Below are 14,211 nucleotides of genomic sequence, written 5' to 3' on the forward strand. Positions count from 1 at the left end.
ACGTATAGAACGATGCAATTTATTGCCTTTATTGTTATTTTTGGAGTGATCGTTCTCGTTCACGAGTTTGGTCATTTCTATTTTGCAAAAAAATCGGGCATCCTGGTGCGAGAATTCTCGATCGGGATGGGTCCCAAGATCTTTGCCCATATTGGTCAAGATGGAACAGCTTATACCATTCGCATTCTACCTTTAGGTGGCTATGTTCGTATGGCTGGCTGGGGTGAGGATACAACTGAGATTAAAACCGGAACGCCTGTCAGCTTGACGCTAAATGAGGTTGGCAAGGTTGTCCGGATCAATCTTTCAGGAAAGAATCTGGATCAGACAGCCCTTCCCATGAATGTGACCCAGTTTGACTTTGAAGACAAACTGGAAATTACGGGCTTGGTTCTCGATGAGACCAAGACTTATGATGTCGATCATGATGCGACCATCGTTGAGGAAGATGGGACAGAAGTGCGGATTGCGCCGAGAGATGTTCAGTATCAGAATGCCAGCATTTGGGGACGCTTGATCACCAACTTTGCGGGTCCTATGAACAACTTTATCCTCAGTATTGTCGTCTACTCACTTTTAGCCTTTATGCGTGGTGGTGCGATTGACTACTACAGCAACAATGTTCAGGTGGCACCTGATGGGGCGCTGGCTAAGGTCGGTGTCAAAAGCAATGTTCAGATCCTTCAAGTCAACAACGATACCGTTAGCAACTGGGATGAGTTGACAGACGCTGTTGAGAAAGCAACCAAGGACAGCAAGACGGCTCCTGAATTGACCCTGAAAGTCAAAACAGACGGCCAAGAAAAAGAAGTTAAAGTAAAGCCAACCAAGTCAGGGAATCGTTACTATCTGGGTGTGACAAACGGCCTCAAGACAGGATTTGTGGATAAACTCTTGTCTGGTTTTACAGATACCTGGAATACAGCGACACGGATTTTGGGAGCTTTGAAAGATATCATTTTCCACTTTAGTCTCAATAAATTGGGTGGTCCGGTTGCCATTTACAATGCCAGCTCACAAGCTGCTCAATTAGGGATTCCGGCAGTCTTATCTCTTATGGCCATGCTCTCTATTAATATTGGGATCTTCAATCTAATCCCGATTCCAGCTTTGGATGGAGGAAAAATCTTGATCAATTTGATCGAGGTCGTCCGGAGAAAGCCACTGAAACAAGAAGTAGAAACCTATATGACGCTTGCAGGTGTAGCTGTAATGGTTATTTTGATGATTGCTGTCACCTGGAATGATATTATGAAATTATTTTTGAAATAGAAAAGGATATTGTCCATGAAACAAAGTAAAATGTTGATTCCAACGCTTCGCGAAATGCCAAGCGATGCCCAAGTCATTAGCCATGCTTTGATGTTGCGTGCAGGTTATGTTCGCCAAGTATCAGCTGGTGTCTATTCTTATCTGCCCTTAGCAAATCGAGTGATTGAAAAAGCAAAAGGCATCATGCGCCAAGAATTTGAAAAAATTGGAGCAGTAGAAATGCTTGCTCCAGCCCTTTTGAGTGCGGATCTCTGGCGTGAATCTGGTCGTTACGAAACTTACGGGGAAGACCTCTATAAGTTGAAAAACCGTGAAGGATCTGACTTTATCTTAGGTCCAACTCACGAAGAAACCTTTACCGCTATTGTGCGCGACTCCGTAAAATCTTACAAACAATTGCCGTTGAATCTCTACCAAATTCAACCAAAATACCGCGATGAAAAACGCCCACGGAACGGTCTTCTTCGGACCCGTGAATTCATCATGAAAGATGGTTACAGTTTCCATGCCAACTACGATAGCTTGGACGTTATTTATGATGAATACAAGGCAGCTTATGAGCGGATCTTCACACGCAGTGGCATCGACTACAAAGCCATCATCGGTGATGGTGGTGCCATGGGTGGAAAAGATAGCCAAGAGTTTATGGCCATTACACCTTCGCGTACAGACCTTGACCGTTGGGTGGTGTTAGACAAGTCTGTTGCATCATTTGACGAGATCCCAGCAGAAGTTCAAGAAGAAATCAAAGCAGAATTGCTCAAATGGATGGTCTCTGGTGAAGATACCATTGCCTATTCAAGTGAATCAACCTATGCTGCGAACTTGGAAATGGCTACTAACGAATACAAGCCAAGTAACCGTGTCGTAGCAGAAGAAGAAGTGAAGCGCGTGGAAACACCAGGTGTCAAATCGATTGATGAAGTAGCTGCATTCTTGAATGTTCCAGAAGAAGCTACTATCAAGACTTTGGTTTACATCGCAGATGGTGAGCCTGTTGTTGCCCTTCTCGTAGGTAATGATCAGCTCAATGAAGTGAAGTTGAAAAACCACCTCGGCGCAGACTTCTTTGAACCTGCAACCGAAGTGGAAGTGAAAGAATTATTAGGAGCTGATTTTGGCTCTCTCGGTCCAGTAGATCTTCCTGAAAATGTTAAGATTATCGCAGACCGCAAGGTCCAAGACAGCCGCAATGCAGTAGTCGGTGCCAATGAAACAGGCTACCACTTGACTGGTGTCAACCCAGGACGTGACTTTACTGCAGAATACGTCGATATCCGTGAAGTTCGTGAAGGCGAAATCTCACCAGATGGGAAAGGGGTCTTGAACTTTGCACGAGGGATCGAAATCGGTCACATTTTCAAACTCGGCACACGCTACTCCGCTAGCATGGGAGCAGATGTCTTGGACGAAAACGGTCGTGCGGTTCCAATCATCATGGGATGCTACGGAATCGGTGTCAGCCGTCTTCTTTCAGCCGTTATGGAGCAACATGCTCGCCTCTTTGTCAATAAGACTCCAAAAGGGGAGTACCGTTACGCTTGGGGAATTAACTTCCCTAAAGAATTGGCGCCATTTGATGTGCATTTGATTCCAGTCAATGTTAAGGATGAAGCAAGCCTTGCTTTGACTAATCGGATCGAAGAAGCTTTGGTGAATAAAGGCTACGAAGTCTTGGTGGATGACCGAAATGAACGCGCTGGTGTCAAATTCAGCGATAGTGATTTGATTGGACTTCCAATCCGCGTAACAGTTGGTAAAAAAGCAGCTGAAGGCATCGTTGAAGTGAAAATCAAAGCGACAGGAGATACCATTGAAGTTCATGCGGACAATCTCCTTGAAACTCTTTCAATCTTGAACAAATAAGAAAAAGCTTTCTGAGCCCTCACCAGTGTGGTGATGAAACTCAGGAAGCTCTTTTTATTTTTCTTCTTTGAGACCTTGATCTTTGAAATAGGTAAAGAGATCTTGTGGTTTGTCTTTAAGATATTTCAACATGGTAGTGTTGGTTTCTTCCCCTTGATCAGCCAGTAATTTCACAAAATCTTCTTTTTTCATTTGAGTAAAATCAACATGCATAACGTTTGTATAAGTCTGTTTATCATCATCGATTTTGATGCTTGTGTTGATCCCAGCTTGTCCGTTAACACCGCGTTTGGAATTTGCTTTATCAGCTTCTTCTTGGTAGACTTCCTTCAATTCAGCGACATCTGATTTTTGCATATCTTCCGGTATTGGTGCAACGCCCATGATGGTCATCGAAACAATCTCATCTTTTTTGTAGCCAATTTGAATTTTGTTTTGGTAGTGATCACCGAGGTCGCTAACAAAGGTCTTGGTTTGGACTTGCTCCTTTTGGGTTTGAGTGGCCTCTTGCTTGGAAGAAGCGCTAGTAGTTCCTTTTCCTTGTTGGCCTTGGCTACAAGCAGTAAGGGCAAGTAGACAGACAGCGGTAAGTAGAAATTTTTTCATAAATACTCCTTATAGGTTAATGGTGTTCGATCTTGTATGAAACAAGTTTTGAACAGGTTTCATTATACCATAAAAGTTTTAAAAATGAAAAAATATACAAAAATCTTCAAAATTTGCTTTTAAAAACACCTAAAATCAACAATTTTAATCTATGTGTCGAGTTAATATGAAAGGACAGAGTGTCTTCTTTTATTTCCGGAAATAATACTAGTTGGAGACTACTGGGGCAAGGAATTCAGAAAATATATTACATGTTTATGACAAAGTGTTACACAATTGTAACAAAGTTACAATGTTTTATCAGTTAGCCCTCTAAACTTGACATTCTGGCAATATTTCATTAAGATATTTTTAAGTAAATAATACAAAAAGGGAGCAAAAGGTAAAATATACAGTTATCTGGCATTTTACTAATTCGTACTAAAATGTATTGTTTATGGAAAAAATATAAGGGTATCAGCCCAAAAGGAGAAACATATGGCTCAAATTAAATTAACTCCAGAAGAACTACGTCAATCAGCACAACGCTATGCACAAGGTTCTCAAGAAATCGATCAAATCCTTAACACTTTGACTCATGAACAACAAGTCATCGACGCAAACTGGGATGGATCTGCATTTGATAGCTTTGAAGCACAATTCAACGAATTGTCTCCAAAAATCAAACAATTCGCTCAATTGTTGGAAGACATCAACGCTCAATTGATCAAAGTCGCTGATATCGTTGAACAAACTGACCAAGATATCGCTGCACAAATCCACTAAGATAGTCTTGGAGGTGATCTTACTTCTTGTAGGTAGATCACCCTTTTGTCTTTTGATATATAGAAAATAGGGGTTAGATTCTTAATTCCTAACCCCTATTTTGTATCTATGAATTAGAAAAAGGAAAAGGTATGGAAGTTAAAAATAAAAAATGGTTAAAATACATCGGTCAGAGTGCGGTTGTGCTCCTTTTGATGGGATCTGTAGTGGGTCTTTATACGACGGTTCAAAAGAACCAAAAGCAAAACGAAGCAAAGACCGTGCAAACGACAGAAAACACTAAGCTCAACATTGCGGTTGTCAATGAAGACAAGGCGGTCAAACTGAATGATAAAGAATATAACCTTGGGGCTAGCTATGTAAAGAATATCGAGCGGGATAATTCGCAAAACTGGTCTGTACTCCCTCGTGGAGCTGCTGAGTCAGGTCTTGCAGATGGCAAGTACCAGTTGATGATTGTCATTCCAAGTGACTTCTCAGAGAAGGTCTTGGAAGTGAACGCGGTCAATGCAGAGAAGACCACGGTGACGTATAAGGTCAATGCGGCTGGAAATTCTCAGGTTGAAAACGAGGCCAATAAAGTCGCTAAAGATATCGTTTCAGACTTGAATAGCCAGTTGGTTGATATGTATATGGTCAGCATTTTGAGCAATCTTTATACAGCTCAGAAGAACGTGGAGACAAGTAACAAAATCCAATCGACCAACATTGGTTCTTACCGGAGCAACTTGCTAGATTCAGCCTTGGATTCCAAGAATATCTTCCCAAGTCTCTATAGCTTGTCTACGTCATCTGTTGAGTCGAACAATGCCTTGAAGACAGTCCTTGAGTCTTATACACAGGCTTTTGATCAATTGACCCAATCTCAGGATCAGTACGGTCAAAACTTCGACACATTGATCAAACAACGCTCTGAGGATAAAATTAGCCATGAAGAGTTCATGAACCAGCTGATGTCTATGAACCAGTCTGTTGTCAGTGAAAAGACGCAAGAGTTGTATAAGAATCTACAACAAAACCAAGAAGCAATTACCAAACAATTGAGTCAATCAACTGAAACAGAAGGAGATGCTTCAGGTACCAAGACTTATGCAGGCTTGACAAAAGATGTGAATGATCGTGTGGCAGACCTCGAAAAAGGGATCAAGGCAGAACGCGACAAATTAGATGAGCACGAAAATAACATCGCGTCTTCTGTAAAAGCGAAGATCCTTGACTACTATGGTCTAAAAGAAGGAGACAAAGTCACTCTTCGTACCTTGCTTGGAAAGCCAAAAATCGAAACTATCAGCAAGGCTCGAGATAAAGCGGATGATGACATTCGTCAAGCGATTGAAAAACTTCCGTCTTTAGACCCTGCTAGTCTGAATTTGAATAAGTATGGGAATCTCAACGCAGCGATTGATTTTGATAGTGCTTTTGCTGGTACGAAGGGGCAGGCAAAAGGGAATGCCGATGAATTAAAACGATTGGCTACAGAAGTGGATGCCAAATCAACGGCAGTTGCGGATGTCCTTAATGCTAAATCTGGGAAACAGAAAGTTAGTATTCATGTCCCTGCAGGAGTCAAGGTTGATACTTGGACCTATGATGGACAGACTTATGCAGGTGGTGGTGAGCAGGAAGTCGAACTGAAAGATGGCAAACAAATTCAAATTCACCTCGTTGAAGATGGAGGAGCTATGCCAAGCGCGATTGATGTTGAAGTTCTTGTGAATGGAGTTTCTTCAACCAGTGTGACCGTATCTGCAGATGATTTGAAAACAGCTGTAGCTAACTATGCATCGAAAGCTAGTGAAATCGCCCTGGATTATCAACGTGCGGGAGCATTGATCGATGCCTACTATCCAAAAGATGACAAGGGAGATCGTCATTCGCTCTATGATCCGATCGAAGATATGGATTTGACAAATGCTTTGGTCGATGTCGTGAAGGCTGCCGTTTCAAGTAACATGAAGGACTACCGTAAGAGTATTGAAACGGATGAATCTGGGGATGCAACGAAGAGTGTGAAAGCCCAGTTAGATGGTACACTCCAACAGTTGCAAGACTTGGGACCACAATTGCAGGCCAATCTTCAAGCAATCGAAAATACTAACAAAGATCTAACCCAAAATATCAACGATCAATTGGCACAGTATGCAGACCTTCAAAAACGCTTAGAAGCTATCTCATCTGCACAAGAAACAGTGACACAGGCTCAAACCAAGACCGATGCAGATTTGTCAGCCCTTGGTTCTGAATACACGTCATTATTGAGCTCGACAGAAGGCGTTAAGAGCTCATCTCGTAGCAATGTAGAAGCTGCTAACTCTACCAATGAAATCTTTAGCCAATTGAATAAAGAATTGGAAAAAGCTCAAGGCAATACAGAGAAATTGTCTAGCAATGCAGAGAGCTTGATGGGTGAATTCGACAAGGAATTGTCTGAAAACGGGAACTTCGTCGAAGCCTTCCGTAAAGTCTTCAACAATGCCTATGAAAACGGAGTACCAAATGAAGTCCTGCTCGACTTTTTGTCAAATCCAGTTGCAGAGAAATCGTCTTCTGTGAAAGCGACTATCAACGTCTACCGTCCATTTATCTGGATCTTTATGTTGGAAGTCTTGAGCCTCTTCACAGCTTATCTCTTTGCGACTCAACCAATCATTCGCAAGGTTAAGGATCGTTTCAAACTCGATCGTTTGCAAGAATCAGATCTCTTGTCTGTCGGTGTTCTTGTGGGACTTTCTCTCATCCTTGGACTGGTGATCGGAATGATTTCAAGTATTCAACTCTCTGTTGGTCGTGAATATGTACCTTCATGGGTATTCTTAGCGGTTCTAGCAAGCTTTGTCTTGGTACAACTGCAATACCTTCTCTTGAAACACTTCCGTGTGATTGGAATGGGACTGGCCTTCTTCATGTTGATCAGCTATGTCTACCTATCAAGTGCGATCGGAACGACCGCGACCTTGTCAGGCCTTCCAGCACTGGTGAAAAATGTCAACCTCCTTTCTATTTTAGAAGGACAGTTTGCGGGTTACTTTGATGGACAAACAGCCGGTATCGGCGTCTTCTTCGGATTGTTGGTCTTCTTCGGCCTTTTGACAGTTGCCAATATCTTCATTCCTAAGAAGTTTACTCAAACAAAGGAAATTGAATCAAGCTTATGAAAAAAATGATGTATCTTCTCTTTGTCTTTAGTCTCTTACCAGTAGCTGTTGTTTCTGCAGATGATTTTATTGATAATCGTCTGCAGGTCAACAACTCACGTCTTGAGACAGAGCAGGAAAAGACACTTGGGGGCCAATTGGATGCGACTGAGTCTCTTTTCAATGAGAAGGATCAGAAAAAATTAGCAGATGAAAAACGCAAGCAAGAGAAACAATTGACCGATTCTGACGGCCAGTTGTTTTCTGCTATAAAGGGAAAGAAAAAAACAGGGCCTGAAGCGGACCTGTTCCAGCCTGAAAATCAAAAATTATCTAAATTCGAGTCCAATGTGGAGGACAATTCGGCCAGCTTGTCGGATTTTATTCCAGCCTTGCAAATGCTGGCTTGGAGTGCTCTTCTCTTTGGGATTGCTGGCTATATTTCCTATCGAATCTATAGAAAAGAGGCCTAAATGGACCAACATATCAATGTCACCTTCCGTATGAATGGTGCAAGCCATGACCTCCGAATCCCAACGCGGATGGAGGTGCGACGCTTGATTCGGGAATTGGATCAGATCTTTGGGTCTGCCATGGAGCCTAGAAGCAAGTATCAGTTGCGCGTGGTAAATAAAGGCATCTTGCTGGATGAAGGCAAGGTGGTACAGGAGTATCCGATCACGAGTGGTGATCTGATCGAGATTGAGGAGTGGTAAGGTGAAAGAAGAACAATTTACACTGGAAGAACAAGTCTTCCGTTTTGAAAAAGAAGAAACGAGCTGGCGGCTGGACCTTAAGCGTTCAGAAGTGGATAGCCAGGATTTACGCAATTTATGGATTTTGGATCTCCATCATCCCTTGTTTTTAGAGCAAAGCATGACAGCGGATCAAGACCAGATTCATCTGACCTATCAGACAGATGCGCTAGGATTGAGTGCTGAAGAAATTCAAGAATTACCGGTTTCAGACCGTCTGCGTCTAGCTATCAATGTCTTAGATTTGGCGCCAGCCTTGGAGCTTCCGGTGACCTTTATGTTGCATCCCATCAATTTGTTTGTGACCAAGGATGCGCAGGTCAAGATCGCTTACCGCGGGGTTCCGGGAATGATGGTGCCACGCAAATGGGATCAGGTTGAATTCTTGCGTCAGGCCAAGTGCTATGCGGTCACTCTTTTTGGGGACTGGGATTTCATGGAGCTCTATCAAGGCACGCTCGAATTAGAAGATCTACCAGATTTCTTGGTGGAAATCCGTGATGCCGCTAGCTTAGAAGAGATGAAAGCTCTCTTAGAGAAAGCCTACCAAGAACGCAAGGAAGAGGAAGAAAAGACCTTGACCTTGGTTTCAAGTCGTCAACACCGAATCTTTAAGTTGGCAACAGTGTGGCTTTCAGCTGTAGTGGCCCTTTTACTCTTGCCTTTGATCTATTTAGTCTTTTTCCAAGCACCCTTTAAAGAAAAGTTGCTTCAAGCGGATACAGCCTATCTCAAGGTAGACTACACCGGTGTGATCGATGAGTTGGAAGGAGTGGCTCCAAGCAGTCTTCCAACGACACAGAAATATGAGTTGGCGACGTCTTACTTGCAAGGCTTGAATTTCTCAGAGGACCAAAAGAAGGTCATCCTCAATAACGTCACGCTCAAGTCAGACAGCCTCTATCTCCACTACTGGATCTATATCGGTCGTCATGACTTTACCCAAGCGCTGGATACAGCCAAGCGGATCGACGATTCAGACTTGATTATCTATGCCCTTCGTAAAGAAATCAAGGCGACACGTGATAGCGAAAAACTCTCTGGTGAACAGCGCGAGAAGAAACTCTCTGAGCTTGAGGGTGAATACAAGAAATACTGGGATGCCCGCTCTAAACTCTTGGAAGCAGAGACAGATGAAACCAAATCTTCCACTAGCAGCTCAACAACAGCTTCATCTACAGAAGGCTCCTCAACAGAAAGTTCGTCTTCTACAACTGCAAGCTCGACTGAGTCTAGCGACCACAAGGAGTAGTCTATGAAAAAACGTATCATACTCTATAAAAAAGGTTTTCGCTATGAGCTAGCGCTAGAAGAGGGAAAAACAGCGACCGTATCGAATCAAGAAACAGCTCAGTTGACCCTGGCTTCGCAAGAAAACCCCCTTCATTTCCAATGGAGTCAAGGAGAAATCTTCTACCAGTATGGTGAAGACAAGGGTGTGCTTGAAAATAGCAAGATTCTTGGAGATGTGGTCTGCTACTTGGCGACAGGAGAAGTCCATACCTATGAGCTACTCGACAAGGAAGAGATCCTGGTAGCAGATGAAGAGGGTGCGGATGTGCGCTTGCACTATCCAGTACGCTTTCTCCTTGTGAAAAAAGAGCAGACCTGGACTTGCCAGCTCTTATCCGGAAAACTCTACCATAACCACAAACTCGTCAGTGAAGCGACTTTTCCACTGGCCTTTGGGGATGAACTGGCCATTGGAGATGTGACCTTTAAGCTCTATCCAGAAGAATTTGGCGTGGAAGGGGCTGTCGAAGTGAGTCCTTATCTGGTGCCACGCTTGCATTCACGCTATGACTTCTACAAGGACTATCCAGAGTACCACCGGTCTCCGCGGATCATCTACCGGAGTTCGGAAGACAAGATCTTGATCAATCCTCCGGGAGCGGAGCCTCAAAAGCCATCAGATGAACTCTTGAAGTTGATCATGCCACCCCTCATCATGGTTGGGGTGACCCTCTTGATCACCATTTTCCAACCGCGGGGACTCTATATCATCGCGACGGTATCCATGTCTGTGGTTAGTGTGATCTTTTCTGTTCAAGGATTCTTCAAGAATCGTAAGAAATACAAAGAAGACAAGAAAGAGCGCGTGGAGCTCTACCATCTCTATCTCAAGGACAAGGCCAAGGACTTGGAACAGCTATCTCGGAAGCAACGAGAAGGCATGTTTTACCATTTCCCAGCGATCGAAGATTTGACCAAGATGGTCAAACGCTATGACTCACGAATCTACGAAAAAACACCGCTTCATTTTGACTTTTTGGCCTATCGTTTGGGCTTGGGCAAGGTTCCAACCAGCTATGAGCTCAAATATGGTCAGGAAGAGCGCAGTGGGAAGAAAGATGCCTTGGAAGAAGAAGGCTATGCTCTTTTCCAAGCTCATCAAAAGATCGATAATCTTCCGATTGTAGCCAGCCTCAATCGTGGACCTGTAGGGTATGTCGGCCCTCGTCCTATCGTGCTAGAGCAGTTGCAACTCCTCGTTGCTCAATTAGCTGTCTTTCACTCTTACCATGATCTGACCATTATTCCGATCATTCCAGAGGAGGAAAAAGAAAGCTGGGATTGGATGCGCTGGTTGCCTCATGCGACCCTGCAAGACATGAATGTCCGTAGCTTTGTCTACAATCAGCGGACACGCGATCAGGTCTTGAACAGTCTCAACCAAATCCTCAAGCTCCGCAAGGCGCAAAAAGAGGAAGAAAAAGCCAATGATACCAAGATCTTCCATCCTCACTATGTGGTGCTCATCACCGATGAAACCTTGATTTTGGACCATGTCATCATGGAGTTCTTCCGTGAGGATCCGACAGAGCTTGGATGCTCCATCATCTACGTGGCAGACGTGCTCTCATCTCTTTCTGAAAATATCCAAACCGTTATTTCCATCAAGGACCGTAACCAAGGGCAATTGCTCTTGCAAGAAGGGGTTCTTCGTGAGCTTGACTTCCAATTGGATCACTTCCCTGAAGGCTATGATAAGGAAGCTATCTCGCGTGGTCTTGCTCCACTTAAGCATATCCAACAGCTCAAGAGCTCGATTCCGGACTCGGTGACCTTCCTTGAAATGTACCAGGCGGAAACTTTCAATGACCTCAAGGTCTTGAGCCGTTGGGAGAGCCATGCCCCTTACCAAAGTTTGGCTGTTCCGATCGGTCTGCGCGGGAAGGACGATTTGGTCTACCTCAATCTCCATGAAAAAGCCCATGGACCACACGGTTTGATCGCAGGGACAACTGGTTCTGGTAAGTCTGAAACCATTCAGTCTTATATTCTGAGCCTTGCTGTCAACTTCCACCCACATGATGTGGCTTTCCTCCTCATCGACTACAAGGGTGGGGGAATGGCCAACCTCTTCAAGGATCTGCCTCACTTGCTTGGGACCATTACCAACTTGGATGGTGCCCAGTCCATGCGGGCCCTAGCCTCTATCAATGCGGAGATCCATCGTCGGGAGCGGCTCTTTGGCCAATATGGGGTCAACCATATCAACCAATACCAAAAGAAATTTAAACTCGGTGAAGCGACCGAACCGCTTCCTCACCTCTTCTTGATCAGTGATGAGTTCGCCGAACTCAAGGTCAACCAACCAGACTTCATCAAGGAGTTGGTCTCTATTGCGCGTGTCGGGCGTTCCCTTGGGGTGCACTTGATCCTTGCGACGCAGAAACCTTCTGGGGTCGTGGATGACCAGATTTGGTCCAACTCTCGCTTCAAGCTAGCCCTCAAGGTAGCAGACCGTGGCGACTCCATGGAGATGCTGCGGACAGCAGATGCGGCTGAGATCACCCAGACCGGTCGGGCTTATCTCCAAGTCGGAAATAACGAAGTCTATGAACTCTTCCAAACCGCCTGGTCAGGAGCAGACTACCAGCCTGAGAAGGACCAGCTAGGGATCGAAGACCATACCATCTACTTGATCAATGAACTGGGCCAATACGAAGTCCTCAACCAAGACCTCTCCGGTCTGGATATGGCAGAAGAAATCAAGGAAGTGCCAACAGAGCTGGACGTCATCGTGAAAGAAATCAATCACTTGCACCAACAAGAAGGCATCACAGCCGTGGCCCAACCATGGTTGCCACCCCTCAAAGAGCGGATTACGCTGGGTGAGTTGGACAAGGTTGTGCCGATCGAGGCTTGGCAAAAACGGACAGCCCCAAGCGTCCTGATCGGGGTCGCCGATATCCCGCAAGCGCAAAAGCAAGAAGCTGTCGCCATCGATCTGTCAAAAGATGGGAATATCCTCCTTTACGGAAGTCCAGGTACAGGAAAGACCACTTTCCTACAGACAGCCGCAATGGATTTGGCCCGCAAGCAGAGCCCAGAAAATCTGACCATGTACCTGCTGGATTTCGGAACCAATGGTCTGGCACCTTTGACGCAATTGCCACATGTGGCTGATAGCCTGCTGCTCGATCAGACGGAGAAAATCCAGAAATTCATCCGGATCATCAACCGCGAGTTAGATCGTCGCAAGAAGCTCCTCTCGGAGCATGGAGTCGGCACTATCGCCCTCTACCGTGAAGTGACCGGCAAGCAAGAGCCAACCATGGTCATCCTCATGGATAGCTATGAGTCCATGAAGGACGAGCCCTATGAGACAGACCTCTTCAAGCTCTTCATGCGGATCTCCCGTGAAGGTCTTAGCATCGGTGTGCACCTGATCATCACAGCTAGCCGTCAGAACAACCTACGGGCTCAGCTCTATTCAAACTTCAAGCACCAGCTGACCTTGCCACAAAATGATATCTCTGAAGTCCGCGGTATCGTGGGAGCAACCCCACTAGCAGCTACGATGGAAGATATCAAGGGACGGGCACTCATGAAACGTGACGAAGTCGATGTCGTCCAGTTCGCCCTACCAGTCGCAGGAGACAATGATATCCAAATCATCAACAACCTCCGCGACCAAGTCCAAAGCCTCAAAGAGATGTGGACAGGCCAAACACCAGCAGGTATCCCAATGGTGCCAGATGAGTTGACAATTCAGAACTTTATGAGTATGCCAACTACTAGAAAAGTGATCGAGGATCATCAATTACCAGTTGGTCTTGAGTTAGAAGAAGTTGAAACAATTGGGCTTCCAATGAAGAAACTGAAACACTTGATGTTGCTCTCTGATAAAGATAGTTCATTGTCACTTGTTACGAAACATATGATTCGAACAGTTGTTGAAACTGTTTCAGGTCATAAGGTCACAATATTAGATCCAACGGATGAATATAAAACATTCGTTGCGAGTGTTAATAACTATGTTCCGTCAACATCTGATTTTAAATCTGTTATTGAACAATTAAAAGAACAAGTTCATTATGCACGACAAAATGGTGGCGACTTTGAACATTATATTTTTATCACCGATATGGGACAATTTGTATCTGAAAGCGGAGTAGAAACAAATGATATTGGTCTATTAATGGAAGAAGGACTTAAAGTAGGGTTACACTTTGTATTCAGCATGCATAAGAACTTTATTTCCGCTTATAATGACACTGCTAAATATTTGAAGTCCCAACTAGATACAGCATTGATTGCCATGAAGATGTCGGATCAGACTATCTTTACTCGAACAAGCATTGGGCGTGAGGAAGCTCTACCAGAAGATCAAGTATACTTACACTACCAAGCGTCTCAAACGAAGTTGAAGATTACGAAATAAACAGAAATCAATTAATGACAGATGTAATTATTTTTCCAATTGCATAGGCTATCTATAAGCAAGGTTATTATAACTTAATATTTTACTTATTATAGTAATACCTACAGCTAGTTTATCTTTTGTAATATACTATTCTGGTTCT

The 14,211-nt window shown here is 44.2% G+C and carries 9 protein-coding genes; 8 read left to right on the top strand and 1 reads right to left on the bottom strand.

The window, feature by feature from the left end; genetic code table 11:
- Nucleotides 1–12: 12 nt before the first annotated feature.
- Together rseP and HMPREF2918_RS05225 are read left to right on the top strand one after the other, a co-directional pair.
- Entirely contained in the window at nt 13–1,272 is a 1,260-nt protein-coding gene (gene rseP, locus HMPREF2918_RS05220) for an RIP metalloprotease RseP (protein WP_070594770.1), read from the top strand.
- A gap of 15 nt (nt 1,273–1,287) precedes the next feature.
- Nucleotides 1,288–3,138 carry a proline--tRNA ligase gene (locus tag HMPREF2918_RS05225; protein WP_070594771.1) on the top strand — a complete coding sequence of 617 codons (1,851 nt, stop codon included), beginning with the start codon at nt 1,288–1,290 and terminating at the stop codon, nt 3,136–3,138.
- Nucleotides 3,139–3,192: 54 nt separating this feature from the next.
- Here the strand turns inward: HMPREF2918_RS05225 and HMPREF2918_RS05230 are convergent, their stop codons facing one another.
- Nucleotides 3,193–3,744 (bottom strand): hypothetical protein, encoded by a 552-nt coding sequence (locus tag HMPREF2918_RS05230; RefSeq protein WP_070594772.1) that lies wholly within the window; start codon nt 3,742–3,744, stop codon nt 3,193–3,195.
- A gap of 477 nt (nt 3,745–4,221) precedes the next feature.
- Between HMPREF2918_RS05230 and HMPREF2918_RS05235 the strand changes: the two genes are divergently transcribed.
- The 6 genes from HMPREF2918_RS05235 (at nt 4,222) to essC (ending at nt 14,069) form a co-directional block, all read left to right on the top strand.
- A complete protein-coding gene (locus HMPREF2918_RS05235) occupies nt 4,222–4,509 on the top strand; it encodes a WXG100 family type VII secretion target (RefSeq protein ID WP_031576577.1) in 288 nt (95 codons plus the stop codon).
- A 131-nt stretch (nt 4,510–4,640) separates the two neighbouring features.
- Entirely contained in the window at nt 4,641–7,664 is a 3,024-nt protein-coding gene (gene esaA, locus HMPREF2918_RS05240) for a type VII secretion protein EsaA (RefSeq protein WP_070594773.1), read from the top strand.
- Nucleotides 7,661–8,116 (top strand): type VII secretion protein EssA, encoded by a 456-nt coding sequence (gene essA / locus HMPREF2918_RS05245; protein WP_045759059.1) that lies wholly within the window; start codon nt 7,661–7,663, stop codon nt 8,114–8,116. Before esaA ends, essA begins: the two co-directional genes overlap by 4 nt.
- Nucleotides 8,117–8,359 carry an EsaB/YukD family protein gene (locus tag HMPREF2918_RS05250; protein WP_003013697.1) on the top strand — a complete coding sequence of 81 codons (243 nt, stop codon included), beginning with the start codon at nt 8,117–8,119 and terminating at the stop codon, nt 8,357–8,359. It abuts the gene before it with no gap.
- 1 nt (nt 8,360) lies between these two features.
- On the top strand, nt 8,361–9,650 hold the full coding sequence (gene essB / locus HMPREF2918_RS05255) for a type VII secretion protein EssB (RefSeq protein ID WP_070594774.1): 1,290 nt from the start codon (nt 8,361–8,363) through the stop codon (nt 9,648–9,650).
- Between the two features lie 3 nt (nt 9,651–9,653).
- Entirely contained in the window at nt 9,654–14,069 is a 4,416-nt protein-coding gene (gene essC, locus HMPREF2918_RS05260) for a type VII secretion protein EssC (RefSeq protein WP_070594775.1), read from the top strand.
- Nucleotides 14,070–14,211 lie beyond the last annotated feature (142 nt).

The organism is Streptococcus sp. HMSC065C01 (assembly GCF_001813525.1).
Lineage (GTDB): Bacteria > Bacillota > Bacilli > Lactobacillales > Streptococcaceae > Streptococcus > Streptococcus parasanguinis_V.